This window comes from Sphingopyxis chilensis (genome assembly GCF_035930445.1).
GTDB classification, from domain to species: domain Bacteria; phylum Pseudomonadota; class Alphaproteobacteria; order Sphingomonadales; family Sphingomonadaceae; genus Sphingopyxis; species Sphingopyxis chilensis.
Window position 1 is genome coordinate 113,665 of record NZ_CP142394.1, and the last position, 26,304, is coordinate 139,968.

Here is a 26,304-nt window from a genome sequence, read left to right on the forward strand (position 1 = left end):
TTAGCGGGCACCGCGGACGGCAGCGACGGAACCGACTCGCTGTCGGGCGTCGGCTTTGACTTCGAGAACATCGGCTTTTGCCTCCAGGAATCTGCGTGGATTGACCGCTTCGCCGTTCAGGCGGACTTCGAAATGCAGGTGGCTGCCGGTCGAGCGGCCGGTAGAGCCCATTTTGGCGATCTGCTGGCCGGCGGTGACCTGCGTGCCAACCTTGGTCGTGAAACCGGAAAGGTGCGCGTAGCGGGTCAGGATGCCCTGGCCATGATCGACCTCGACGACATTGCCATAGCCGGATTTCTGGCCGACGAAGCTGACGCGCCCCGGCGCCGCGGCGAGGATCGGGGTACCGATCGGACCGCGGAAGTCGAGCCCGGCGTGCATCGCGCCCGCGCCGGTGAAAGGATCGCTGCGATAACCAAAGCCCGACGACATCATCAGCACATTGGCGGGGTTGCCCGACGGAACCGCGACGAGCGTGCGTTCGAGCACTTCCATTCGGAACAGCGCGTTGTCGAGCGCCGCGAAGCTGGCGCCCAGCGCCTTCGCCTTGCCCATGCGACCGCGATAGGGGATGAACGGACCACCGCGCCCGGCCGCGGCATTGCGGACGAGCGAATCGGGGTTGAGGCCGAGCGCCGCGACCGCGGTTTCGGCTTTCGCCGCACGGCCCTTGACCGCGGCGAGAAGGCGCGCCGCGAAGGCTTCCTGTCGCGCTGCGACCCGCGCGAGGATCTGCGCTTCGGGCGGCAGGTTCGGGTCGATCGCGCTGGTCTTCACCGGTTCGGCCGGAACGGCGGTATGCCCGCCGGACTGCTGCGTCGCCGGTTCGGCGGGCATCGCGGCCGGATCGATCCCGAAATGGGTCTCTGCAACGCTTTCGAGAAGCGCCTGACGTTCTTCGAGATCGGCGGCGGTTTCGGCAACGCGATCACGATATTTTGCGATACGCGCCTCTCCCGCCGCCGCAGCGGCTTGCTGCTGCGCGACGGCGGCACGCTCGTCGACGGTAAGCAGCTGGTTGATCACTACGGCGAGCATGGTGCCTGCCCAAGCGAGCAGCACAAGGCCGGCGATCAGCGCGACGCGTTTCTGCCAGACGGCACTAACACGCAGGAATCGGACATGGCCGTGCGTGCGAACGAAGATTTCATGGTCCTGAAACAGCGCAGAGACGCGCTGGCGCAGATCGCGCAGGCCCGTTGTTTTCGACGACAAGTGGCGACCCCATCTTGTTTGTTTTGTGGAGCCCTCCGCCCCGATTGATGCGCGCCTTATCAGGCCGATCCGGCCCAAGCGAATCTTTGGACCCCGAGTCGGGTTGAATCGAAACCATCGCGCGGTGAACGGTGTCAACTTGGGTGAATACTGCCAATTTGGCGGGATTCGGCCGCCGAATCGGCCTTTTATATTGACGGCTTGCTTACCATTTTTGGCTAGCGCTAAGCGGGTGAATATCATGGCCGAATCCGATTCCCCCGTCCCGAACGAATCGCCGCGCGACGCGTCCGCGCCAGCCGCCGCGCGCCCGCCTTCGGCGGTCAGCGCCGGGGTCGGCATCGTCGGGCTAGCGGGGCTGGTTAGCTATTTGCTCATCGCACGGTTCGCGCCCGAAATCGCGGCTTTCCTTGGCATCGACTGGGGATCGCGCGGGTCGATGAGCGGACCGAATTCGGCGATTGCGAGCGTGCTCGCCTGCGGCGTGCCGATGGTGCTGTGGTCGGTTTTTGTCGACAAGGTGCATCGCAATCCGTCGACCGGAATCGACTGGTCGCAGCGCCGTCCGTGGCGCGAAACGCTCGACATCAGTCTGACCAAGCTCGCCGGAATGTGGGCGACATGGGGCCTGATCGCGCTGATCTATGCGACGATGCGCTATTATTGGGAGGGCAATTACGCCTTTTCGATGAACCTGCTCGAAACCGTGGCGCCGTGGCTGCTCCTCGTCTCGGTCCCCTATATGCTGTGGCTCGATCGCCGCATGATCGAGCCGCGCGACGGCTGCTGGCAATTCGGGCGTTGGCTGATCGCAGCCGGGCAGCCGGTCGATGGCAGGGCGATCGCGCATCATCTACGCGCTTGGGCGGTGAAGGGCTTTTTCACCGCCTTCATGCTCTCGATCGTTCCGGGCAATTTTTCGGCGCTGGTCACCGTGCCGATCAGCGAGGTCACCGCAAATCCCTATTTAACCGGGCTGTGGTCGATCAATTTCCTCTATCTGGTCGATGTCCACATTGCGACGGTCGGCTATATCCTGACCCTGAAGCCGCTCGACGCGCATATTCGCACCGCCAACCCCTATGGCATGGCGTGGGTCGCGGCGCTCGTCTGCTATCCGCCCTTCATCCTGATGAACGGGGGCCCGCTCGATTATCAGGTCAATGGCTCCGACTGGGGTTATTGGCTCGCCGGGCACGAGGGGCTGCTGATCGCCTGGGGTATTGCGCTGGTGCTGCTCACCGCGGTCTATAGCTGGGCGACGATGGCGTTCGGCATCCGCTTTTCGAATCTGACGCACCGCGGCGTCATCACGCACGGTCCGTATAAATACACCCGTCATCCAGCCTATATTTCAAAGAATATGACTTGGTGGATCGGCTCGCTGCCCTTTCTCGTGACCGCGGGCGGCTGGGTCGAGGGCGCGCGCAATGTCGCGTTGCTCGGGCTGGTCAGCGGCATCTATTACTGGCGCGCCAAGACCGAGGAGAAGCATCTCCTCGCCGATCCCGCTTATGTCGCCTATTGGAACTGGGCGCAGGCCAACGCTTTCATCCCGCGGCTGTTCGCCCGGATGACGGGCCGCGCGCGCCCGCTGATCCGGCTCGAACCCGACGAACGTGTCGGGCCCGTCGCCTAGCTTCCGTTCTTCCTAGTTCGAGACGCCGTGGCTTGCGGCGGCGGCTTCGGCTGCGCGGCGAGCCTGCAGATCGGCATGGGCCCGATTGATCACGCGCCACGCCTTTTCGCAGCGCTGCTGGTCGGAAGACCGCTCGCTGGCGCAAAGCCTGTCGAGCCGCGCGAGGATGGCTTTGGGGCTGTTGTCGCGAAGCGCAGGAAAGGCCCGGACATATTCTCCGGAGCTGTTGGAGCCGATGGTCGCGGCCGAATTGATATCGATGCCTTGCGCCGCGGCGCCGGCGGAAAACAGGGTGAGCGCGATCAGGCTGGCGGACAAACGGATCATCATCGACTCCTGCATCAGGCGGGTTTCATGTCCGTGATAACATGGAAGGATCGTGATGCGAAGCCCGGCCCGTGCGGCTTTGGATCCGCGCGGGCCGGGAGCTTTGGTCAGAATTTGAAGCCGGCCTCGACGCCCCAGATACGGGGTTCGTTGACGTAGCTGGTCAGGTTGTTGAAATCGATGCCGCCGGTCGGCGATTCATCATTGGTGATGTTGCGCACGAAGCCCGCGACGTCGAAGCGATCGGTGCGATAGCCGACACGCAGCCCGCCCTCGATCATCTTGTCGTCCGAAAATTCGACCGAGCGATAGAGGAAGAACTGGACCTTCGAACGATAATACCAGTCGGTAAAGGCATAGATGGCGCCGTCGCCGACGGGGATTTCATAGCCGGCGGTCCAGTTCAGCGTCCATTTCGGCGACTGCGGCAGCTGGTTGCCGTCGATCGAGAAGATGCCGGGGCTTCCCGGGCGCTGCGGGTCGAGCACGGTGCACGGCGTCGCCGAACCGCAGCCCGCGACGAAGGCATTGGCGTCGTCGATTTCGGCGACGTTCCAGGCGCCGCCGATCGAGAAGGTCAGCCCGCGTGCAGGCGCCGCTTGCAGTTCGGCCTCGATACCATGGCCCTTGGCATCGACGTTGAGCAGGCTCGCGACGTTCGCGGTGCCACCGACGGCGGTCAGCTGAAGATCCTTGGTGTCGAAGAAATAGCCGGTGAGGTTGAAGCGGACGCGGTCGTCGAGGAAAGCGGTCTTGATCCCCGCTTCATAGGACATCGTCTCTTCCTGGTCGGCGGTCGAGATCGTCCGCGCGAAGGTCAGGCGGCCCTGCACCGACGGCGCGCGATAGCCGCGTGCGACGCGGGCATAGAGCGTCAGCGCGTCCGACGCGTCATAGGTCGCGCTGGCGTCCCAGGTCAGCAGCTTGCCCTTGACCCGTGCGGCCTGCGGCGGGACCGGTGTGTTCGGGTTGACCACGAAGTCGGGGCGCGTCTCGACCGGGCGCGACGCGACGAAATCGCGCGTGTCGTGGTTGTAGCGCGCGCCGGCCTGCAACTTGAAGCCATTGTCGAATTCATAATTGACCGAGCCGAAGAGGCCGTAAGCCTCGCTGTCCTGGCGCTGGATCGCGATCGCCGACGGGGTCGCGTCGGTCGGACCGCCGAATTCGAAGCTCGAAATGTCGAGCTTTTCGTCGAAGTAGAAGGCGCCGAACTGATAGCCGAGCCCGCCGCTGTTGTTCGACGCGATGCGGATTTCCTGCGTGAACTGGTCGAGGCTCGGCACATTGTCCTGGCTCTGCGCCTGGAAGGGGATAAGTCCCGGACCCGATTCGGGCAGGAAAACCGCGCCGAAGCCGCCGTCGATGTCGCCCCGGCTCTTGAAATTGCCGTTCCAGTAGGAGGTGATCGAATAAGCGGTCACCGCGCCGAAATCATATTCGAGGTTGAGCGCGGCGTTATAGGTGTTGAGCTTCTGGAAGTTCAGCCCGTCCTGCCACACCTTGTCGCGTTCGAATTCGGTGCCCGCGCCGCCGAGGCCGACGAGCTTGTTGCTGCCCGGCAGCTGCGTATTGGCGCGGAAGATGATCGCCGAGCCGTCATAGACGCGGACCTGCCCGGTCACGCGGCCGGTGAAGGGGCCATTTTCATATTGCAGCTGGAGGCGCGCGGCGATGTCGTCATAGCCGCCAAGATCGTCCTTCTTGGTCGTCGCGATATTGTCGACCCAATTGTCGCGGTGCTGGAACAGGGTCGAGAGGCGGACCGAGAAGCCGCTGTCGTCGGCGGCGCCCGCCGCGACCTCGACCTGCGTGGTGCCATAGCGGCCATAGGAGGCGCGCGCGTAGCCGCCGGTCTTGCCGGGCTTGACGGTGTCGAACTTGACGATGCCTGCCGGCGTGTTGCGGCCGAACAGCGTGCCCTGCGGCCCGCGGAGGACCTCGACGCGGTCGAGGTCGAAGATCGGGAAACCCTTGAGGATCGGGTTTTCGAGGACGACGTCGTCATAGACGAGGCTGACCGGCTGCGACGCGTTGAGGTCGAAATCGGTGTTGCCGAGCCCACGGATATAGAAGCGGGGAAAGGTGCGCCCGAACGAGCTTTCGATGTTGAGGCTGGGGACGCGGCCCGCGAGCACGCGGACGTCGGCGCCGGTCGAGGTGATCGCGCCGAGCGTATCGCCCGACAGCACGCTGACCGAAACCGGCACGTCCTGAAGGCTTTCCTCGCGGCGTTGCGCGGTGACGACGATGTCGCCGAGACCGCTGTCTGCTTCGGCGGCGGGAGCGACGGATGCGTCCTGTGCGGCGGCCGGCGCGGCCCATGCGGCCGCAGCAAGAGCGAAACTTATAGCGGTAGCGGAAGGAAAGTGGCGCATGGCGAGCTTCCTGAAAATAGAGTTGACGATGGGAGAGCGGAAAACCAGCGTTCTTTGGCTGCGCGCGCGCGCGCGATCAATCGCGGAAATGCACCGCGCTGACGTTCGTGTCAGCAGTGTTGCGAAATTGCTGCACTTTGGCGACCGGGCGACGCCGTTGACACCCGGCGGGCCCAATCCTATATTGCGTCCACACCCCACCGTCCGAGATAGAGCCTGACTTTGCGCAACGGGCTGTACGGATAGGGCGGCAGGGATTTCGAGATGCGTTGGAAAGCTGCGGTAAACCGGCAACGGTTCGTCGCGGCCTTTTTGCGTCTCTATCTGCGCTCGCGAGCTATTTTCTTAAGGCGAGATAATCACTTATGGCGACCAAGGCGAAGTCGGTGGGCAAGGCCCTCGAAGCAACCGCAAGCAAGCGAATCCGCAAGCTGTTCGGCAACATCCACGAAGCGGTGGAGATGCCCAACCTCATAGAGGTGCAGCGCGAATCCTATGAACAGTTCCTTCGCTCGGATCCGTCGGTCGGCTATGTTTCGGGGCTCGAAAAAACGCTGCGCAGCGTTTTCCCGATCCGCGATTTCGCCGGCACCGCCGAGCTCGATTTCGTCCATTACGAACTCGAAGCGCCGAAGTACGACGTCGAGGAATGCCGTCAGCGCGGCATCACCTATGCGGCGCCGATGAAGGTCACGCTGCGCCTGATCGTCTTTGAAGTCGACAGCGAAACCGACACGCGCTCGGTCCTCGATATCAAGGAGCAGGACGTTTACATGGGCGACATGCCGCTCATGACCGAGAACGGCACCTTCTTCGTTAACGGCACCGAGCGCGTCATCGTGTCGCAGATGCACCGTTCGCCGGGTGTGCTCTTCGACCATGACCGCGGCAAGACCCACTCGTCGGGCAAGTTCCTGTTCGCCGCGCGCGTCATTCCGTATCGCGGTTCGTGGCTCGACTTCGAATTCGACGCCAAGGACATCGTCAACGTCCGTATCGACCGCAAGCGCAAGCTGCCGGTCACCAGCCTGCTTTACGCGCTGGGCATGTCGGGCGAGGAAATCCTCAACCATTTTTATGACCGTCTCGTCTTCGAGCGCGCCGAAAACGGCTGGAAAGTGCCCTTCGTCGTCGAAAACTGGCGCGGATCGAAGCCCGCGTTCGACGTGGTGGACGCCAAGACCGGCGAAGTCGTCTTCGCCGCCGGCCACAAGATCAGCCCGCGCCTGGCCAACAAGGCTGCGAAGGACGGTCTCGACACGCTGCTGATCCCGACCGAGGAAATCTTCGGCCGTTACAGCGCCTATGACCTGATCAACGAGTCGACCGGCGAGATCTATATCGAAGCCGGCGACGAAGTGTCGGCCGACAATCTCGAAAAGATCGACGCTGCGGGCATCGACAAGCTCGTGCTGCTCGACATCGACCATAACAACACCGGCCCCTGGATCCGCAACACGCTGAAAGCCGACAAGGCCGAGGATCGCGACCAGGCGCTGAGCGACATCTACCGCGTGATGCGCCCCGGCGAACCGCCGACGCGCGAAACCGCTGAAGCCTTGTTCGGCGGCCTGTTCTTCGACAGCGAGCGCTACGACCTGTCGGCGGTCGGCCGCGTCAAGCTCAACATGCGCCTTGGCCTCGACGCCGAGGACACGGTCACCACGCTGCGCAGCGAAGACATCCTTGCGGTCGTCAAGGAGCTGGTGAACCTGAAGGACGGCAAGGGCGAGATCGACGATATCGACAATCTCGGCAACCGCCGGGTCCGTTCGGTCGGCGAGCTGCTCGAAAACCAGTATCGCGTCGGCCTGCTCCGCATGGAACGCGCGGTGAAGGAGCGCATGTCGTCGGTCGACGTGTCGACGGTGATGCCGAACGACCTCATCAACGCGAAGCCGGCGGTCGCCGCGGTGCGCGAATTTTTCGGTTCGTCGCAGCTCTCGCAGTTCATGGACCAGACCAACCCGCTGTCCGAAGTCACCCACAAGCGCCGCGTGTCGGCGCTCGGGCCGGGCGGTCTGACCCGCGAACGCGCGGGCTTTGAAGTCCGCGACGTTCACCCGACCCATTATGGCCGTATCTGTCCGATCGAAACGCCCGAAGGCCCGAACATCGGTCTGATCAACAGCCTCGCGACCTTTGCGCGCGTCAACAAATACGGCTTCATCGAGACCCCGTACCGCCGCATCGTCGATGGCAAGGTCACGAACGAAGTCGTCTATCTGTCGGCGATGGAAGAGTCGAAGCACACGGTCGCGCAGGCGAACGCCGATTTGAACCCCGACGGCAGCTTCATCGACGAACTGATCTCGGCGCGCGAAGCCGGCGAGTTCCTGATGGCCCCGCGCGATCAGATCACGCTGATGGACGTGTCGCCTAAGCAGCTCGTTTCGGTCGCGGCCTCGCTGATCCCCTTCCTCGAAAACGATGACGCCAACCGCGCGCTCATGGGCTCGAACATGCAGCGTCAGGCTGTGCCGCTGCTTCGCGCCGAGGCACCCGTCGTCGGCACCGGCATGGAAGAAACGGTTGCGCGCGATTCGGGCGCGGCGATCGCGGCGCGCCGCGGGGGCGTGATCGACCAGGTCGATGCGACGCGTATCGTCATCCGTGCGACCGACATGGTCGAACCCGGCAAGTCGGGCGTCGACATCTATCGCCTGCAGAAGTTCCAGCGTTCGAACCAGAACACCTGCATCAACCAGCGTCCGCTGGTGAAGGTGGGCGATGTCGTCCGCGCCGGCGACATCATCGCCGACGGTCCTTCGACCGAGCTTGGCGAACTGGCGCTCGGCAAGAATGTGCTCGTCGCGTTCATGCCGTGGAACGGCTACAATTATGAGGACTCGATCCTCATTTCCGAACGCATCGTGAAGGACGACGTCTTCACCTCGATCCACATCGAGGAATTCGAAGTCACCGCGCGCGACACGCGCCTTGGCCCCGAGGACATCACGCGCGACATTCCGAACGTCGGCGAGGAAGCGCTGCGCAACCTCGACGAAGCGGGCATCGTGTACATCGGCGCCGAAGTCGGCCCGGGCGACATTCTGGCCGGCAAGATCACCCCCAAGGGTGAATCGCCGATGACGCCGGAAGAAAAGCTGCTGCGCGCGATCTTCGGCGAAAAGGCCAGCGACGTGCGCGACACCTCGCTCCGCCTGCCGCCGGGCGTGTCGGGCACGGTCGTCGAAGTCCGCGTCTTCAACCGTCACGGCATCGACAAGGACGAACGCGCGATCGCGATCGAACGCGAAGAGATCGAGCGTCTGAAGCAGGATGCCGACGACGAGCGCGCGATCCTCAACCGTGCGACCTTCTCGAGCCTCAAGGACCTGCTGATCGGCCAGACGACCAGCGCGGTACCGAAGGGCCTGAAGAAGGGCGACGTCGTCACCGAAGAGATGCTGATCGAACTCGACCGCGCCGACTGGTGGAAACTGGCGGTTGTCGAAGACAATGCGCAGACCGCATTGGAAGCGATCAAGGCGCAGTATGACGACGCGATCAAGCGGATCAACGCGAAGTATGAAGATCGCGTCGAGAAGCTGCAGCGCGGCGACGAGCTCGCCCCGGGTGTGCTCAAGATGGTCAAGGTCTTCGTCGCGGTGAAGCGCAAGCTGCAGCCGGGCGACAAGATGGCCGGCCGTCACGGAAACAAGGGCGTCATCAGCCGCATCCTGCCGAACGAGGACATGCCGTTCCTCGAAGACGGGACGCATGTCGATATCGTGCTGAACCCGCTCGGCGTGCCGTCGCGCATGAACGTCGGTCAGATCCTCGAAACCCACCTTGGCTGGGCTTCGCGCGGTCTGGGCCGTCAGGTCACGCAGGCGCTCGACGAATGGCGCGACGCCAATCCCGACGCGGTCGGCGGGCAGATGCCCGAAGCCGTGCGCGATGCGCTCGAACATGTCTATGGCGCCGAATATGCCGAGGACATCAAGTCGCGCGATGCCGACAGCATCGTCGAACTGGCCGATAACCTCCGTGTCGGCGTGCCGTTCGCGACCCCGGTGTTCGATGGCGCGAAGGAAGCCGACGTGTCGAACATGCTGACCCTCGCTGGGCTGGATGAATCGGGTCAGTCGGACCTCTACGACGGCCGCACCGGCGACAAGTTCGACCGCAAGGTGACCGTGGGCTACATCTATATGCTGAAGCTCCACCACCTCGTCGACGACAAGATCCACGCGCGTTCGATCGGCCCCTACAGCCTCGTCACCCAGCAGCCGCTGGGCGGTAAGGCGCAGTTCGGCGGCCAGCGCTTCGGGGAAATGGAGGTGTGGGCGCTCCAGGCCTATGGCGCGGCGTACACGCTCCAGGAAATGCTGACGGTGAAGTCCGACGACGTGATCGGCCGCACCAAGGTTTACGAAGCGATCGTCAAGGGCGACGACACCTTCGAGGCCGGCATTCCCGAAAGCTTCAATGTGCTCGTCAAGGAAATGCGCTCGCTGGGCCTCAATGTCGAACTGTCTTCCTATGCGGAAGAAGATCCCGATGAAGGTCCCGACGCCCTTCCCGAAGCCGCCGAGTAAAATTTTTCCTCACCCCCTTCGCCTGCGGCGAGGGGGGAAGAGTGGAGCAAGATTATGAACCAGCTTACCAATTTCATGAACCCGGTGGCGAAGCCCGAAACCTTCGACATGATCAAGATCGGCATCGCGAGCCCCGAGCGTATCCGCTCGTGGTCGTTCGGCGAGATCAAGAAGCCCGAAACGATCAACTATCGCACGTTCAAGCCCGAGCGTGACGGCCTGTTCTGCGCGCGCATCTTTGGTCCGATCAAGGATTATGAATGCCTGTGCGGCAAGTATAAGCGCATGAAATACAAGGGCATCGTCTGCGAAAAATGCGGTGTCGAAGTCACGGTCACGAAAGTCCGCCGCGAGCGCATGGGCCACATCGAGCTCGCCGCGCCCGTCGCGCACATCTGGTTCCTGAAATCGCTGCCGTCGCGCATCGGCCTGCTGCTCGACATGCAGCTGAAGCAGCTCGAGCGCGTCCTCTATTTCGAGGCCTATATCGTCCTTGAGCCCGGCCTGACCCCGCTCGAGAAGTTCCAGCTTCTGACCGAAGACGAACTGCTCGACGCGCAGGACGAATATGGCGAAGACGCATTCAGCGCCGGCATCGGCGCCGAGGCGATCCGCGTGCTCCTCGAAAATCTCGATCTGGAGCAGGAACGCGTCGACCTGATGGAAGAGCTCGCGACTACGAAGTCGGAGCTCAAGCCCAAGAAGATCATCAAGCGCCTGAAGGTTGTCGAAAGCTTCATCGATTCGGGTAACCGTCCCGAATGGATGATCCTGGAGGTCGTCCCCGTGATCCCGCCCGAACTGCGCCCGCTGGTGCCGCTCGACGGTGGCCGCTTCGCTACAAGCGACCTTAACGACCTTTACCGTCGCGTGATCAACCGCAACAACCGCCTGAAGCGCCTGATGGAGCTGCGCGCGCCGGACATCATCGTCCGCAACGAAAAGCGCATGCTGCAGGAAGCCGTCGATGCGCTGTTCGACAACGGCCGCCGCGGCCGCACGATCACCGGTGCCAACAAGCGTCCGCTGAAGTCGCTGTCCGATATGCTCAAGGGCAAGCAGGGCCGCTTCCGCCAGAACCTGCTCGGCAAGCGCGTCGACTATTCGGGCCGTTCGGTTATCGTGACCGGCCCCGAACTCAAGCTGCACCAGTGCGGCCTGCCGAAGAAGATGGCGCTCGAACTGTTCAAGCCGTTCATCTATGCGCGCCTCGACGCCAAGGGTCTGTCGATGACCCTGAAACAGGCGAAGAAGTGGGTCGAAAAGGAACGCAAGGAAGTCTGGGACATCCTCGACGAAGTCATTCGCGAGCACCCGGTCCTGCTGAACCGCGCCCCGACGCTTCACCGCCTCGGCATCCAGGCGTTCGAGCCCGTGCTGATCGAGGGCAAGGCGATCCAGCTTCACCCGCTGGTCTGCGCCGCGTTCAACGCCGACTTCGACGGCGACCAGATGGCCGTTCACGTCCCGCTGAGCCTTGAGGCGCAGCTGGAAGCGCGCGTGCTGATGATGTCGACGAACAACATCCTCAGCCCCGCGAACGGCAAGCCGATCATCGTTCCGTCGCAGGACATGGTCCTTGGTCTCTATTATCTCTCGCTGGAGCGCGAAGGCGAACCGGGCGAGGGCATGCTGCTCGCCGACATGGCCGAAGTGCACCAGGCGCTGTTCACCGGTTCGGTGACGCTGCACACCAAGGTCATCAGCCGCGTTCCGCAGACCGACGAGCAGGGCAACGAGTATCTCAAGCGTTTTGAGACCACTCCGGGCCGCATGCTGATCGGCGAATGCCTGCCGAAGTCGCACACGGTGCCCTTCGACGTCGTCAACCGCCTTCTGACCAAGAAGGAAATCGGCGACGTGATCGACCAGGTCTATCGTCACACCGGCCAGAAAGAGACCGTGCTGTTCGCCGACGCTATCATGGCGCTGGGCTTCCGCAACGCGTTCAAGGCGGGCATCTCGTTCGGCAAAGATGACATGATCATTCCGGCGTCGAAGGAAGGCATGGTCGACGAAACCCGCGCGCTGGTGAAGGATTTCGAGCAGCAGTATCAGGACGGCCTGATCACGCAGCAGGAAAAGTACAACAAGGCGATCGACGCCTGGTCGCAGTGCGGCGACAAGGTGGCGAACGCCATGATGGACGAAATCCGTGCGACGCCGAAGCTGCCCGACGGCCGTCTGGCCCCGATCAACTCCATCTATATGATGGCGCACTCGGGTGCCCGTGGTTCGCAGGCGCAGATGAAACAGCTCGCCGGTATGCGCGGCCTGATGGCCAAGCCGTCGGGCGAGATCATCGAAACGCCGATCATCTCGAACTTCAAGGAAGGCCTGACCGTTCTCGAGTATTTCAACTCGACCCACGGTGCGCGTAAGGGTCTGGCCGATACGGCGCTCAAGACGGCGAACTCGGGTTACCTGACCCGCCGTCTGGTCGACGTGTCGCAGGACTGCGTCGTGATCGAGGAAGATTGCGGCACGACCCGCGGCATGGAAATGCGCGCGATCATCCAGGGCGGTTCGACGATCGCCTCGCTGGGTGAACGCATCCTTGGCCGTACGACGCTCGAAGACGTCGTCGACAAGGACGGCAATGTCATCGCTCCGGTGGGCACGCTGCTCGACGAACCGACGACGCAGCGGATCGAGGACGCCGAAGTCCAGTCGGTCAAGATCCGTTCGCCGCTGGTCTGCGAAGCGACGCTGGGTGTTTGCGGCAAATGCTATGGCCGCGACCTGGCCCGCGGCACGCCGGTCAACATCGGTGAAGCTGTCGGCGTTATCGCCGCGCAGTCGATCGGTGAGCCCGGCACGCAGCTGACGATGCGTACCTTCCACATCGGCGGTGCGGCGCAGGTGAACGAACAGTCGAACGCCGAAGCGATTTCGGACGGCACGATCGAATATCGCGACATGGCGACGATCGTCGACCAGCGCGGCCGCCGTCTGGCGCTGTCGCGTTCGGGCGAAATCGCCATCATCGACAGCGAAGGCCGCGAACGCGCGTCGCACAAGCTGCCCTATGGTGCGCAGATCCTGCACAAGGATGGCGAGAAGGTGAAGAAGGGCGACCGGATTGCCGAATGGGATCCGTTCACCATGCCGCTGATCACCGAAAAGCAGGGCGTCGTGAAGTATCAGGATCTTGCCGACGGCAAGACGCTGGTCGAACAGGTCGACGAAGCGACGGGTATCGCCCAGCGCGTCGTGATCGAATATCGTTCGGCGGGCCGCGCCAAGAAGGAAGACCTCCAGCCGCGCCTGACCCTGCTCGACGACCAGTCGGGCGAAGCCGCGCGCTACCTGCTCGCGGTCGGCACGATGCTGTCGGTCGAGGACGGTCAGGAAGTGCAGGCGGGCGACGTTCTGGCGCGTGTCAGCCGCGAAGCGTCGAAGACGCGCGACATCACCGGCGGTCTGCCGCGTGTTGCCGAGCTGTTCGAAGCGCGCATTCCGAAGGACAACAGCGTTATCGCAAAGATCAGCGGCCGCATTGAATTCGTCAAGGATTACAAGGCGAAGCGCAAGATTGCGATCGTTCCGGAAGAAGGCGATCCGATCGAGTACCTGATCCCCAAGTCGAAGGTTCTGGAAGTGCAGGAAGGCGACATGGTCAAGCGCGGCGACGCGCTGATTTCGGGCTCGCCGAACCCGCACGACATTCTGGACGTCATGGGCGTCGAGGCGCTGGCCGAATATCTGGTCGCCGAAATCCAGGAAGTCTATCGATTGCAGGGCGTGAAGATCAACGACAAGCACATCGAGGTGATCGTTCGCCAGATGCTGCAGAAGGTCGAGATCACGAACGGCGGCGACACCACGTTGCTGCCGGGCGAGCAGCTCGATTATCTGGAGATGATGGAATATAACGCCAAGCTGCCTAAAAACGGCGTTCCCGCGGAGGGCCGTCCGGTCCTGCTCGGGATCACCAAGGCGTCGCTGCAAACGCGCAGCTTCGTCTCGGCCGCCTCCTTCCAGGAGACGACCCGCGTCCTCACCGAAGCTTCGGTGCAGGGCAAGATCGACTCGCTGCAGGGCCTCAAGGAAAATGTCATCGTCGGCCGCCTCATCCCGGCGGGTACCGGCGCTGCCATGAACCGCGTCCGCGTCACCGCTTCGTCGAAGGACGCCGCGCTTCGCGCCGCCATGCGCGCCGCGAATCAGGAGCATCTGATCGCGCCGACGACCGCCGCCGAAGAGCATGAAGCCGAACTGGCGCAAGGCCCCGAAGCCGCGATGGGCGACGATCCGCTGGGCGCCGTCCAGGGCAGCTCGTCGGGTGAAGCCGACGTGATGGTCGAAGAGCGCCCCGAAGGCGACGGCGAGGAATAAGCTTCCTTACGCCTTTGGCCGACAGAAATGAGCCCCGCCGGAGGATCCGGCGGGGCTTTTTCTTTAGGAAACCCGGCCCGCCACCCGTGCCGCCACCCACCGCCCGTTTGCCGATTGCCTGTCCCCGCCCCCCGCTCTAGACCTTGGGAAAGGCTTTCGAATGGAGGACAGTGGGTGAGCGACGGCAGCGCGGTGAGCGAAATCTATATCGGCCTTGGCGGCGGCGGAGCGGCCGACGGGCCACGCCAGTCGCTAGTACTCAAACGCGCAAACCGTCACGGGCTGATCGCCGGCGCCACCGGCACCGGCAAGACGGTGACCTTGCAGGGGCTCGCCGAGGGTTTTTCGGCTGTTGGCGTCCCGGTGTTTGTCGCCGATGTGAAGGGCGACCTCGCCGGTATGGCGATGGCGGGCAGCCCGACGGCGAAGGTCCATGAACCCTTTTCGAAGCGTGCCGCCGAAATCGGCGACACGACATGGACTTATCGCGACAATCCGGTGATCTTCTGGGACCTGTTCGGCGAGCAGGGGCACCCGATCCGCACCACCATCTCCGAAATGGGTCCGCTGCTGCTCGCGCGGCTGATGGGCTTGAACGAAGTTCAGGAAGGCGTCCTCGCGATCGCCTTCCGCATCGCCGACGAGCAGAATCTGCTACTGCTCGATCTGGGCGACTTGCAGGCGATGCTCGCCTGGTGCGCCGAAAACGCTGATGAGCTCACGACCAAATATGGCAATGTTTCGAAGGCCACCGTCGGCACGATCCAGCGGCAGTTGCTAACGCTTGAAAGCCAGGGCGGCGACCATTTCTTCGGCGAGCCCGCGCTCGACATACAGGACATGATCCGCACCGATGAGAGCGGCCGGGGCTATGTCAACATCCTCGCCGCCGACAAATTGATGGCGAGCCCGAAGCTCTATGCGACCTTCCTGCTCTGGCTCTTGTCGGAGATGTTCGAGACGCTTCCCGAGGTCGGCGATCCCGACAAGCCGAAGCTCGTCTTCTTCTTCGACGAGGCGCACCTGCTCTTCGACGATGCGCCGCCCGCGCTCACGGAAAAGATCGAGCAGGTGGTGCGCCTGATCCGCTCGAAGGGTGTCGGCGTCTATTTCGTGACGCAGAACCCGATCGACGTGCCCGAAGCGGTCGCGGGCCAGCTCGGCAACCGCGTCCAGCATGCGCTCCGCGCCTTTACCCCGCGCGATCAGAAAGCGGTGAAGGCCGCCGCCGAAACCTTCCGCCCCAATCCCAAGATCGACGTCGCGCGCGAGATCACCGAGCTGAAGGTCGGCGAAGCGCTTGTATCGCTGCTGATGGCCGATGGCGCTCCCTCGCCGGTCGAGCGCACGTTGATCAAGCCGCCCTGTTCGCGCGCGGGGCCCTTGGAAGCCAAGGAACGCGCGATCATCCAGTCGATCTCTCCGGTCGAGGGCAAATATGACACCCCCGTCGACCGCGAAAGCGCCGAGGAATTGCTCGCGGCCAAGGCCGAGCAGGCGCAGGCGGCTGCGATCGAGGCGAAAGCGCAAGCCGAAGCCGACAAGCAGGCCGCGATCGCCGCGAAGGAAGAGGCGAAACGCAAGGCGGCCGAGGAGCGCGAGCGCATCCGGCTTGAAAAGGCGGCCGCGCGCGAAGCGGCAAAACCCTCGATGGCCGAGAAGATGATGCAGTCGGCGGCGCGCTCGGCGGCGACGAGCCTCGGCAGGCAGGTCGCGGGCAAGTTTGGCGGCCAGCTGATGCGCGGCATATTGGGCAGCCTGTTCAAGTGAACGATGCCGATGCCGCGGCGATGGAGGCGAGCCTCGCCGCCGTCGCCGATGCCTGCGTCGATATCCGTCACGCGCTGTTCGACCGCTTTTTCGCCGCCTTCCCCGATCGCCGCGCGAGCTTCATGATCGTCGAGGCCTCATCGCGGCGGATGACCGACGAGACGCTACAGATGATGCTCGGGCTGGCGAAGGGTGAGGGCTGGGTGTGGCCGCTCGTCGCCGAACTCGTCTTCACCCATCGCGCCTATGGGCCGCTGCCAATCGCCGAATATGATGCCTTCATCGACATGACGGTCGACGTGCTGGCCGTTGCGGCGGGCACGGCGTGGACCCCCGAAACGGCTACGGCGTGGCAGTGTCACGCCGATGCGTTGAAGGTGATGATCCGCAAGGCGCGCGCCGAATGGGAAAGCGCGATGCCGGCCGGGGTGCCGCAACGCGCCGAATAAGAATCTTCGTCACCCCGCGAGGGCGGGGATGACGGGAGAAGGATGGCCCTATTTTTCCTTCAGCCAGCTTTCGACTTCGCGCTTGATGCGCGGGCGGCTGGCGCTGCGTTCCTTCAGGCTCGCCAGCGTCTTGTCATAGGGTTTGCGCACATCGGCGGCCAGCGGTGCCGCGATTCGCTCGAGCTTCGCGATCATCGCGGGATCGTTCGACGAAGCCGCGAGCCCTGCGAGGAAGCGGGCGCGTGCCGAGGCGTCGATGAGCCGGTCGACCGCGGCCTGATTGGCCTGCGCGAAATCGACCGCCAGTTCGGCATGGTTGGCGGCGACCGCGCCGATGATCGCGGCGCTGACGGTCTTGCCGGGTTCGTCGGTTAGCGCGAGCGCGAGTGCGCGCTTGGCAAGCGCTTCGTCTTTCGCCGACCCGAGCAATGTATAGAAAGTGCTGCGCTCGACCGCCGATTTCGATGCCTTGGCCATGGCACGCAGCTTGTCCCATTCGGCCTTGCCCGCATTCGCCGCAACGATGCCAAGCCAACGCGATTTCAACGGACCGTCGAGCGCGGCGGGATCGCTGTCCAGCAGCGCGAAGCGGCGCCGTGCTTCGGCGAGCACCTCCGCATCGCCCAACGTCCCGAGCGCCCCGAGCGTTTCCGAACGCAGGATGCTGTCGAGCGCGGGCTCGTCGGCGCGGGCGTCGAAGCCGAGCCGCCCCATCGCCGGGGCGAGCGCCGCGGTGCCGCGCGCTGCGATCTGCTCCTGCACCGCCGGCTGGTCGTCGAACAGCTTGTAGAGCGCCGCATAACGCCCGGCGGCGTCGCCGAGCAGCTTCTGGTTGGCATCCTTGGGCACCGCCGCCAACAGGTTGAGCGCCGCGCCCATCGGCTGGTATCCGGCATAGGCGAGCGCGAAATTGTCGCCGAGCAGCCCCAATTGGTCGATTGGGGCCAGCTTTGCATAATCGGTGCGAAGCGCGGTCAGCGCAGCGGACGAATAGAGAGTGCGGTAATAGCCAGCCTGGCCCGCGTTGATCAGCACCGGGCCGCAGCCGGGCAGGGTCAACGTCCCCGTCCCGCCCGCGACCACCTGCCGCGCGACCGCACCATCGCCGGCGCGCGCGAGGACGGGCACCTGCCAGCGGCGGTTTTCGGCGTCGATGCCCTGCTTGCGATCGCGGGAAAATTCACTCTGTGTCAGCGCGACGGTCGTGTTGCCGCCCGCGCAGGTCACGCCGCCGACGCGGAGCAGCGGAATGCCCGGCTGGTTCGTGAAATCATGCGCGATCGCCGTCAGCCCCTTGGCGCCCGCCGCTTCGACCGCGCCCCACAGATCGTCGGTGCGCGTATTCGCATATTTATGCTTTTCCATGTAGTTGCGCAGCCCCTCGCGCCACACATCCTCGCCAGCGTAGGATTCGAGCATCGTGATGACCGCTTCGCCCTTCTGGTAGGTGATCGCATCGAACGCCTGGTTGGTATCCTCGACCGTGCGGATCGTCTGGACGATCGGGTGCGTCGTCGCGAAAGCGTCGAGCCCCATCGCGCGCTCGCGACCATCGACGCGGTCGAGCAAAGGCTGCCAGTCGGGGTGGAAATGGTCGCTCGCCTTGGTTTCCATCCAGCTCGCGAAGCCTTCGTTGAGCCAGAGGTCGTCCCACCACGCCATGGTGACGAGATCGCCGAACCATTGGTGTGCGACCTCGTGCGCCTGCGTTGAATAGATCTGCTGGCGCGTCGCATCGCTCGTGATCTTCGGATCGTCGAGCAGGATGCGCTCGAAGGTGAAGATCGCGCCCCAATTTTCCATCGCGCCGAAAAATTGCGACTGGCCCGGGCCTGCGACATTGTCGAGCTTGGGCAGCGGATAGGGCTGGCCGAAATAATCGCTGTAATAGCCGAGCAGGGGGCCGAGGCTGTCTAGCGCGAAGCGCGCCTGCTCGCCCGATCCCTTGGGCGACACGATGCCGACATCGGCGCCGCTGTCGCTCTTCGCCGCGAGCCGCTCGAAATTGCCGGTCGCGAAGAAGAGCAGGTAGGACGACATTTTGGGCGAGATATGGAAGGTCACCTTCTTCTTGCCGCCGTCGACAGGCGTTTCGCTCGTCACGGGCATGTTGCTGACCGCAAGGTCGCCCGCGGGAACGGTCGCCGAGAGGGTGAAGGTCGCCTTGTAGCTCGGCTCGTCGAAGCTGGGCACGAAGCGTCGGGCGTCGGGCGCCTCGAACTGGGTGAACAGCCCGCGCACCTCCTTGCCGCTGAGCTTGTCGGGATAGTCGAGCGCGAAAAGCCCGTTCGCCTGCGTATTGATCGTGCCGGTGTAGCGGATAGCAAGGCGATATTTGCCCGGCGCGAGAGGCGCGGGGGCGGTGAAGATTACCGTCTGCGCGGCGGCATCGGTCGCTGCGGTCAGCGCGATAGCCTTGCCGTCCACACCTATGAGACTGGCGCTCGCGAAGTCGAGGTCGAGCGCGTTCAACGTCAGCGTCGCTGAGGGCTCGTATAGTTCGATGTCGATGCCCGCCTCGCCGGTGAAGGTCAGCGCTTGGGCGTCCGGGGTGACGCTGATGTCATAATGCAGCGGTCGCGCGATCCGTGGCAGCTGGCTCGGGATGCTTGCATCGAGCGGGGCGCCGGCCAGCGCAGGCGCCGCTGCGACGGGTGACGCCGGCGCAACTCCGGGCTGCGTGGCGCAGGCGGCGAGGCTCAGCGACGAAACGGCGCTGAAAAGGAAATGACGTGCAGTTGTTTTCATGATGCGATCCCCGGTAATTTTCTGCCATGCTACGCCTGCAGGGCCATCTTGCGGGCGCCGCTTCGACCGGCGGTCATAGCCTATCGACAGACGACGCGATTCACGGCAGCTTGGTTGCATGACAAAACCTATATTGCCTGGAGAGGTAGCCGCCGCCGTCGTCGATCCCGTCGCCTATGGCAATTGGGACCCGCTGCACGAACAGCTCGCCTGGGCGCGGGCGAACGCGCCGCTTGCGGTGGCCGAAAGTCCCGAGATCGACCCCTTCTGGCTCGTGACGCGCCACGCCGACATCATGGCGATCAGCCGCGATCCGCAGCGCTTCGCGAACGGCTTGCGCCCGACCGTGCTCACCAATCGCGACGGCGAGGCGATCGCGCGCGCCGCGACGCCGAACAACGACGGACACCTGATTCGGTCGCTCGTGCAGATGGATGCCCCCGACCATATGAAATACCGGCTGCTCACGCAGAGCTGGTTCATGCCGAAGAATCTCAAGATCGTCGAAGACCGCATCCGTCATCACGCGCGCAATGCGGTCGAACAGATGCTGTCGATGGACGGGACATGCGATTTCGCGCGCGACGTTGCGGCGCATTATCCGCTGCGCGTGATCATGGACATATTGGGCGTCCCGCCCGATGACGAGCCGCGCATGCTGATGCTGACGCAGCAATTGTTCGGATCGACCGACCCCGAGCTGAACCGCAGCCGCGAGGCAATCACCAGCGCCGAGCAGGCGATCGCGATGCTCAATTTTGTGATCGCCGACTTCGAACAATATTTCGGCGCGCTCACCGCCGACCGCCGCGCCAGCCCGCGCGAGGATATCGCGACGGTGATCGCCAATGCCATGGTCGGCGGCGCGCCGATTCCGGAACGCGAGCTTGCGGGCTATTATATGATCATCGCGACCGCGGGCCATGACACGACGAGCGCCTCGACCGCGGGCGCGATCATGGAACTGGCGAAGAACCCCGATCTGTTCGCCCGTTTTCGCGATGCGGAGAGCGACAAGGCGGGGTTGATCGAAGAGGCGATCCGCTGGACGACACCCGTCCAGCATTTCATGCGCAGCGCGCGGGAAGATGTCGAGATCGGCGGGCAGACGATCCGCGAGGGCGACTGGCTGATGCTGAACTATGTTTCGGGCAACCGCGACGAGCAGGCGTTCGGCGATGCCTTCGTCTTCGACCCCGATCGCGAAAAGAACCAGCAGATCGCTTTTGGCTTCGGCGCGCACGTCTGCCTCGGCCAGCATCTCGCTCGCATGGAAATGCGGATATTGATGGAGGAATTGCTGCCGCGCCTCGCCAGTGTCGAACTTGCGGGTGAGCCGAAGCGCGTCGAATCGGTGTTCGTTGGCGGGCTGAAACGCCTGCCTATCCGCTTCACACTTGCCTAGCCCGGCAGATCGTAAACGTCTTTATTTACAATGGAACAATCGCTCCCGAGCTGCGTTTCACCGCAGATAAGGAGTATGTGATGAAAAAATGGAAAAAGGGCGCGGTCGCGTTCGCAATGGCTTCGATGGTTCTTTCGCCGGTTGCGGCTTCGGCGGCATCCGCGATTGATGGCGCGCGCGCGACCTCGACTGTTCGCGGCGAAAATGATCTTGAAGGTGGAAGCTGGATTGCCATCGTGCTGGGCCTCGCCATCGTGGCCGGCGGCGTCTGGCTGGCCGTCGATGGCGACAACGACGATCCAGTAAGCCCGTAAGCCAAGCCGAGCCCGTCCCTGCGGACGGGCTCTAGCTTTTCTCGCTTATGAAAAAGCGGGCCACGACCTCGCTCGCCAGCCTTGCGGGGCGCAGCGTTTCCGCGTCGATGCAGCACCAGCTCGACTTGACTTCGGCGAGCACCTCTTCGCCGCGTTTGATAATCGTTTCATAAAAGGCCCGCGCGCCCTGAACCTTCTCGAGAATGACCGTCGCGATGACCTGGTCGTCGAGAAAGGCAGGTCGGCGATATGTGATTTCGTGCTTGAGCGCGACCCACAGATGCGCCGCCACCGCCTCGGGCGGCGCGATATGGCGCCAGTGCGCGAGAACCGCTTCCTGTACCCAGCTCAGATAATGGGCATTGTTGACGTGCCCCATGAAATCGATCGCATCGGGACCGACCTTGATGTCATGGTCATGGGGTAGCGCGGCTGAGTTCATATCGTTGACACTAGTGTCAACAAACTGTGACGGAAAGATGAATCTCGAAACTCGCGGGCGATTTCGGCGCAAGCATCCAATCGCTCCTCTCCGCAACATGATAGGAAGGTTGGGCCTGTCACGCGGGAGGGGATGTCATGGAGCATGTTTTCGTTGCCTTGCCGGGCCGCGCCGATGGTGACGGCTCGTATGAAAAAACCTTCCTGCGCGACGAGGCTGGCAGGAAAGAGCGGCAGGTTCTGTGGGGCGATTGGCTGACGCTCGACCCCGACATGCCGCAGGCCGGCGAATGGCGCTGGGTCCGCTGGGCCTGGAAGGATCCTGCGAAGCGCAAGCTGCTGAAGATTCGCGCAAGCGAGGTTTCCGATCGTCGTCCGCTCGAAATGATCTTCCTCGACGTCGGAATCGGCGACGGATCGGTCCTGATCACGCCCGAGCGCGCGACCGATCCCGACCTGCCGCCGGGGCAGCAGGAGCGCGTCATCGTCGTCGATGCGGGCAAGGGGCGGGCGATGCGCGATTTCCTCGATGCGCGTTTTGGCACCTACCGCGCGGGCATGGCCTTTCACGCAGCGGTCATCAGCCACGCCGACCTCGACCATTATGGCGGTTTTCGCAACATTTTTTCGAACAAGGACATCAGTTTCGAGCATGTCTATCACAATGGCGCGCTCGAACTGCCGACGGGCACCGAGCTCGAGGGCATGGGCGGCATCACCGAACCCGATGCGAGCGGTGTGCGCTACCTCAAGCAGATCGTCGAAAGCGACGCCGCGGCGCGCGCCACCTATGATCCCGAAACCAATCCGTCGAACCGGACCTTCGCCAGGCTGATCGCGACGGCGATCGCGAAAGGCAATGTCGGCAGCTTTTCGATGCTGTCGACCGAACATGGCCATTTCGCGCAGGGCGCGCGGTGGATGCCCGGATTCGCGCCCGGCGACCGCGAAGGTTATACGATCGAGGTCCTCGGCCCGTGGGCCGAGCGTGATGCGGCGGGCAAGCTGCGGCTTCGCAGTTTCGGCGATGCCGCGAAGACGAAGAATGGGCATTCGGTGATTCTGCGCCTGCGCTTCGGTGAATTTTCGATCCTGTTCGGCGGTGATCTCAACACGCCGTCCGAACGTTTCCTCCTGACCCGCTATGCCGGTCTCGACGCCTGGCCGCAGGACGAGGCGGGCCGCGAGGCGATGATCGCCGCGGCGCGCAGTCGCTTTCGCTCGGACGTGATGAAGGCGTGCCACCACGGCGCGTCGGACGTCACCGACGAATTCATGCGCGCTGTGAACCCGGCCGCGTTCGTGATCTCTTCGGGTGACGACGATGTGAACTACGTCCACCCGCGGCCCGATTTGCTCGGCCGGCTGGGCAAGGCGGGGCGTGGCGCGGCACCGGTGCTGCTATCGACCGAATTGCAACGCTCGACGCGCGAACAGGAGGATGCGGCGCTTGTCCGGCGGTTGAAGCGCGGCATCGACCTGCTGGCGGCGGGCGGCCCCGATGCGGACGAAGAGGGCGCTCCCCTGTCGGACGCCGCGCGCGCGGCGGCGCGTGAAACGCTGGCCAACGCCCTGAATGCCGACGTCGACACGCTGAGCCGGTCCAACGTCAGCGTCGATGGCGCGATCTATGTGAAGACCGACGGAAAGCGGCTGATCGCGGCGTTCAAGAAGGAAACGCAGGATCCCAACAATAAATGGTTCTGGTACAGCTATGCGCTGAAAGTCGATCAGACGATGGATCTGGTGCCGCGCCCCGAGCATTGAGGCGGGCGCGTCAGCCGCGCCCGCGATACGGCGCGACGCCCTGGTCGGGGAGCCACAGCCCTTCGGGCGGCGGCCCCGATTGCCAGAAGACGTCGATCGGAATCCCCCCGCGCGGATACCAGTAACCGCCGATGCGCAGCCAGCGGGGCCGCATCTCGTCGAACAGGCGACGACCGATGCCGACGGTGCAATCCTCGTGAAAGCCGGCGTGGTTACGGAACGACCCGAGAAAGAGCTTGAGGCTCTTCGATTCGACGATCGTTTCGCTGGGGGCGTAATCGATGACAAGGTGTGCGAAATCTGGCTGGCCCGTCACCGGGCAGAGCGAGGTGAATTCGGGCGCGGCAAAGCGGACGAGATAAAGCTCTCCGGCGCGTGGATTGGGCACATAGTCGAGGACGGCCGCCTCGGGCGAGGCAGGCAGTTCGCTGGACTGGCCAAGATGTTTCGGTGTGAGCGGGGTAGGGCTGGAATCGGTCATGGAAAGGCTCTAGTGCGCAGCGGCGCCGATGTCACCGACTGGTGGATCGGGATCGGCCGGGTTCAGCGCCAATTCAGCGGCGCGGACGACATATGGGTAGTGTGGGATCGCGGACAAGATGACGGTGCGTAACTTCGGGCGACAACAGGCGGCGGCATTGGCGCTGGCGGCGGCAACGCTGGCCGCAGGCGTTCCCGTCGCCGCGCAGGATACAACGACGCCGTCCCGTCCGATCGACTTCCGCCTGCCGCCGCCCGCCGACGACGGTCGCGAGCCCGGCGTGCAGGGACCATCGGACAATGGCTTGCCGCCGGTGGCACCGGGCGAGCGGCGGGGTCAACCGACACCGGCCCCGACCCCCGCGCCTACCCCGACCCCGACATCGCCGCAGGCCGTTACGCCGCCGCGCGTGACGCCGACTCAGCCCGCGACCCCGGCGCCGGATCCTGCGCGGCGCGATACGCCCGCGATTGCGACGCCGCGCCCGGCTCAGCCGGAAGCGACAAATCCGGTTCAGCCCGCGACGGCCGATAATCCCGAATTGCCGCCGCTCGATACGGCCGCGTCGGCGCCCGCCGCAACCGTCAACGCGGCTCCGGCAGCCGCCGACGAAACGCCGGGCGTCTCCGCGCCGAACGGCACGCCGTCGGGCACCCCGATCTGGGCCTGGGTGCTCGCGGCGCTGGCGGCTGCGGCGGCGGCTTTCTGGTACTGGCGTCGCCGCAGCGCGCCGGCCGGTCCGGCGGCAGAAGAGATCGACGAAATCCCGCGGCCGGCGACACGCGCGGTCGCCCCGCCGCCCCGGGCCGCGGCTCCGCCAGCCCCGCGTCCGGCGCCCGCTCCGCCGCCGGCACCCGCATCGCGGCCCGAGCCGGCTTCCGCCCACCCGCTCGTCACCCGCGCCGCGGGCGAGAAGCGCGCCGTGGTCGGCATGGCGCTCGACATTCGCAGCATCCGTTTTGCGCCCGATCATGTCGCGGTCGGCTTTGCGCTCAACCTGATGAATCAAGGTTCCGTGCCGGCGACCGGACTGATGGTGCGCATCGCGCTCAACCAGGGCTCGGCGATGACCGAGCCGGTGCTCAGCCGCTTCTTCGATGGAGCGGGGGGCAGCGTGCTGCGCGACGATATGGCGTTGGCGGTCGGCGCGGGCGAAGAGCTCTCGACCGAAGTGATGCTGCCGCGCGCAGCGATCGAACCGCTGATGATCGGCGGTAAACCGATGATCGTCCCGGTGATCGCGTTCGACGTCACCTATCACTGGGACGGCGATGGCGAGGCCTTCGGACAGAATGCGGGCAGCTTCGTCATTGGCCGCGAACAGGGTGCCAGTGGCAGCGAAAAGCTCGCGCCGCTGCCGCTCGACCGCGCCGCCTATCAGGTCGATCGTCCCGGCGCGCGCGCGACCGCGATCAAGCGCAGTCAATAATTCGGCTCAAAACGGCGCTGCTTTTCTGTTGCGGTGCAGCATCGGCTGAGGCAGGACTGACCCTGCTTGAAAAAGCGCAGGTGGGGGCATAGGCTGGCTATCCCCGGAAAGAAGCCACAGCAGGATGGCCGGGCGAGGGACAGGCAAACAAGGTTCCCGACCGGTCGTAACAGGAGCATGACATGGACGCCTTGGTCTCAACCGACTGGCTGGAACGCGAACTGGGGGCATCGGACCTGCGGGTCGTCGATGCGACGAAATTTCTGGACGCCGGCCGCGATGCGCGCGCCGAATATGAAGCGGGACACATTCCGGGCGCGGTGTTCATGGATCTTGCCGAACTGACCGACGCCTCGAACGCGGTCGAAAACATGGCTCCGTCGGCGGAAAAATTCGCGAGCCGGATGCAGTCGCTCGGGCTCGGCGACGGCAGCCGCACCGTGCTGTACGACGACAGCCCGCTGAAGAGCGCGGCGCGCGCCTGGTGGCTCCTGAAGCTGTTCGGTGCGCACGACGTCGCGTTGCTCGACGGCGGCCTCGCCAAATGGAAAGCCGAAGGCCGCGCGCTCGAAATGGGCAAGCAGACGCTGCGCCACCGCCATTTTACCGTGTGGCGCGATGCGAAGGCGGTGCGCACCAAGGAACAGATGCTCGCGAATGTTGACAGCCGCGCCGAACAGGTCGTCGATGCGCGCCCGGCCGCGCGCTTCACCGGCGAGGAGCGCGATCCGCGCCCCGGCCTTGCGCCCGGCCACATCCCGAACTCGCGCAGCCTGCCGCACGGGGAATTGTTCAACGCCGATGGCACGTGGAAGCGGGGCGATGATCTGAAAGCCGCCTTCGATGCCGCCGGGGTCGATCTCGACAAACCGCTCGTCACCACCTGCGGCAGCGGCATGACCGCAACCGTCGTCGCCTTTGGCGCGCACCTGCTCGGCAAGGACGACGTCGCGGTCTATGACGGCAGCTGGACCGAATGGGGGGGCGACGCCGCGACGCCGAAGGCGACCGGCGCAGCCTGAACCAGGCAGGTCGGATTCCTCCTCGTGTCGGGGTGGC

At 64.3% G+C, this 26,304-nt stretch carries 16 protein-coding genes; 10 read left to right on the forward strand and 6 right to left on the reverse strand.

The features are described from left to right. Positions 1 to 1,215: a M23 family metallopeptidase gene (locus VSX79_RS00595; protein ID WP_179498357.1), complete on the reverse strand. Its 1,215-nt coding sequence runs from the start codon at positions 1,213 to 1,215 to the stop codon at positions 1 to 3. Positions 1,216 to 1,456: 241 nt separating this feature from the next. Here VSX79_RS00595 and VSX79_RS00600 point away from each other — a divergent pair, with 241 nt between their 5' ends. After that, entirely contained in the window at positions 1,457 to 2,854 is a 1,398-nt protein-coding gene (locus VSX79_RS00600; RefSeq protein ID WP_179498359.1) for a methyltransferase family protein, read from the forward strand. A 12-nt stretch (positions 2,855 to 2,866) separates the two neighbouring features. Here VSX79_RS00600 and VSX79_RS00605 read toward each other — a convergent pair whose 3' ends face one another. Next, positions 2,867 to 3,181: a hypothetical protein gene (locus VSX79_RS00605; RefSeq protein ID WP_326914121.1), complete on the reverse strand. Its 315-nt coding sequence runs from the start codon at positions 3,179 to 3,181 to the stop codon at positions 2,867 to 2,869. Positions 3,182 to 3,288: 107 nt separating this feature from the next. Next, positions 3,289 to 5,559 (reverse strand): TonB-dependent receptor, encoded by a 2,271-nt coding sequence (locus VSX79_RS00610; protein ID WP_326914122.1) that lies wholly within the window; start codon positions 5,557 to 5,559, stop codon positions 3,289 to 3,291. 365 nt (positions 5,560 to 5,924) lie between these two features. Here VSX79_RS00610 and rpoB point away from each other — a divergent pair, with 365 nt between their 5' ends. From rpoB to VSX79_RS00630, 4 genes are all read left to right on the forward strand, one after another. Beyond that, complete coding sequence (rpoB, locus tag VSX79_RS00615; RefSeq protein WP_179498365.1) at positions 5,925 to 10,103, forward strand: DNA-directed RNA polymerase subunit beta; 4,179 nt, start codon at positions 5,925 to 5,927, stop codon at positions 10,101 to 10,103. 54 nt (positions 10,104 to 10,157) lie between these two features. After that, positions 10,158 to 14,441: a DNA-directed RNA polymerase subunit beta' gene (rpoC, locus tag VSX79_RS00620; protein WP_326914123.1), complete on the forward strand. Its 4,284-nt coding sequence runs from the start codon at positions 10,158 to 10,160 to the stop codon at positions 14,439 to 14,441. A gap of 174 nt (positions 14,442 to 14,615) precedes the next feature. After that, positions 14,616 to 16,211, forward strand: coding sequence for a helicase HerA-like domain-containing protein (locus VSX79_RS00625; RefSeq protein WP_373562805.1), 1,596 nt, complete (start codon positions 14,616 to 14,618; stop codon positions 16,209 to 16,211). Then, positions 16,208 to 16,660, forward strand: coding sequence for a globin (locus VSX79_RS00630; protein WP_326914124.1), 453 nt, complete (start codon positions 16,208 to 16,210; stop codon positions 16,658 to 16,660). The genes VSX79_RS00625 and VSX79_RS00630 overlap by 4 nt, the downstream gene beginning before the upstream one ends. 48 nt (positions 16,661 to 16,708) lie before the next feature. Here VSX79_RS00630 and VSX79_RS00635 read toward each other — a convergent pair whose 3' ends face one another. Continuing rightward, the gene (locus VSX79_RS00635; RefSeq protein ID WP_326914125.1) at positions 16,709 to 19,408 is read right to left on the reverse strand and encodes a M1 family metallopeptidase; all 2,700 of its coding nucleotides are present in this window, start codon (positions 19,406 to 19,408) and stop codon (positions 16,709 to 16,711) included. A 118-nt stretch (positions 19,409 to 19,526) separates the two neighbouring features. Here VSX79_RS00635 and VSX79_RS00640 point away from each other — a divergent pair, with 118 nt between their 5' ends. Both VSX79_RS00640 and VSX79_RS00645 read left to right on the forward strand, forming a co-directional pair. After that, entirely contained in the window at positions 19,527 to 20,813 is a 1,287-nt protein-coding gene (locus tag VSX79_RS00640) for a cytochrome P450 (RefSeq protein WP_326914126.1), read from the forward strand. An 80-nt stretch (positions 20,814 to 20,893) separates the two neighbouring features. After that, positions 20,894 to 21,127: a hypothetical protein gene (locus VSX79_RS00645; protein WP_179498375.1), complete on the forward strand. Its 234-nt coding sequence runs from the start codon at positions 20,894 to 20,896 to the stop codon at positions 21,125 to 21,127. Between the two features lie 31 nt (positions 21,128 to 21,158). On the opposite strand, the gene VSX79_RS00650 is transcribed toward VSX79_RS00645, so the two are convergent. Continuing rightward, entirely contained in the window at positions 21,159 to 21,569 is a 411-nt protein-coding gene (locus VSX79_RS00650; RefSeq protein ID WP_179498377.1) for an acyl-CoA thioesterase, read from the reverse strand. A gap of 137 nt (positions 21,570 to 21,706) precedes the next feature. Between VSX79_RS00650 and VSX79_RS00655 the strand changes: the two genes are divergently transcribed. Continuing rightward, positions 21,707 to 23,335: a ComEC/Rec2 family competence protein gene (locus VSX79_RS00655; protein WP_326914127.1), complete on the forward strand. Its 1,629-nt coding sequence runs from the start codon at positions 21,707 to 21,709 to the stop codon at positions 23,333 to 23,335. 10 nt (positions 23,336 to 23,345) lie between these two features. On the opposite strand, the gene queF is transcribed toward VSX79_RS00655, so the two are convergent. Beyond that, positions 23,346 to 23,816 (reverse strand): preQ(1) synthase, encoded by a 471-nt coding sequence (gene queF / locus VSX79_RS00660; protein WP_326914128.1) that lies wholly within the window; start codon positions 23,814 to 23,816, stop codon positions 23,346 to 23,348. A 118-nt stretch (positions 23,817 to 23,934) separates the two neighbouring features. Between queF and VSX79_RS00665 the strand changes: the two genes are divergently transcribed. Further along, entirely contained in the window at positions 23,935 to 25,245 is a 1,311-nt protein-coding gene (locus VSX79_RS00665) for a hypothetical protein (protein ID WP_326914129.1), read from the forward strand. Between the two features lie 182 nt (positions 25,246 to 25,427). Next, positions 25,428 to 26,267, forward strand: coding sequence for a 3-mercaptopyruvate sulfurtransferase (sseA, locus tag VSX79_RS00670; protein ID WP_326914130.1), 840 nt, complete (start codon positions 25,428 to 25,430; stop codon positions 26,265 to 26,267). Positions 26,268 to 26,304: the final 37 nt, after the last annotated feature.

Coding starts and splice junctions, on each gene's coding strand:
- VSX79_RS00610 (WP_326914122.1), bottom strand. CDS start 5,559: ATGCGCCACTTTCCTTCCGCTACCGCTATAAGTTTCGCTCTTGCTGCG.
- rpoC (WP_326914123.1), top strand. CDS start 10,158: ATGAACCAGCTTACCAATTTCATGAACCCGGTGGCGAAGCCCGAAACC.
- VSX79_RS00665 (WP_326914129.1), top strand. CDS start 23,935: ATGACGGTGCGTAACTTCGGGCGACAACAGGCGGCGGCATTGGCGCTG.
- VSX79_RS00635 (WP_326914125.1), bottom strand. CDS start 19,408: ATGAAAACAACTGCACGTCATTTCCTTTTCAGCGCCGTTTCGTCGCTG.
- VSX79_RS00655 (WP_326914127.1), top strand. CDS start 21,707: ATGGAGCATGTTTTCGTTGCCTTGCCGGGCCGCGCCGATGGTGACGGC.
- VSX79_RS00640 (WP_326914126.1), top strand. CDS start 19,527: ATGACAAAACCTATATTGCCTGGAGAGGTAGCCGCCGCCGTCGTCGAT.
- VSX79_RS00600 (WP_179498359.1), top strand. CDS start 1,457: ATGGCCGAATCCGATTCCCCCGTCCCGAACGAATCGCCGCGCGACGCG.
- sseA (WP_326914130.1), top strand. CDS start 25,428: ATGGACGCCTTGGTCTCAACCGACTGGCTGGAACGCGAACTGGGGGCA.
- queF (WP_326914128.1), bottom strand. CDS start 23,816: ATGACCGATTCCAGCCCTACCCCGCTCACACCGAAACATCTTGGCCAG.
- VSX79_RS00645 (WP_179498375.1), top strand. CDS start 20,894: ATGAAAAAATGGAAAAAGGGCGCGGTCGCGTTCGCAATGGCTTCGATG.
- VSX79_RS00650 (WP_179498377.1), bottom strand. CDS start 21,569: ATGAACTCAGCCGCGCTACCCCATGACCATGACATCAAGGTCGGTCCC.
- VSX79_RS00605 (WP_326914121.1), bottom strand. CDS start 3,181: ATGATCCGTTTGTCCGCCAGCCTGATCGCGCTCACCCTGTTTTCCGCC.
- rpoB (WP_179498365.1), top strand. CDS start 5,925: ATGGCGACCAAGGCGAAGTCGGTGGGCAAGGCCCTCGAAGCAACCGCA.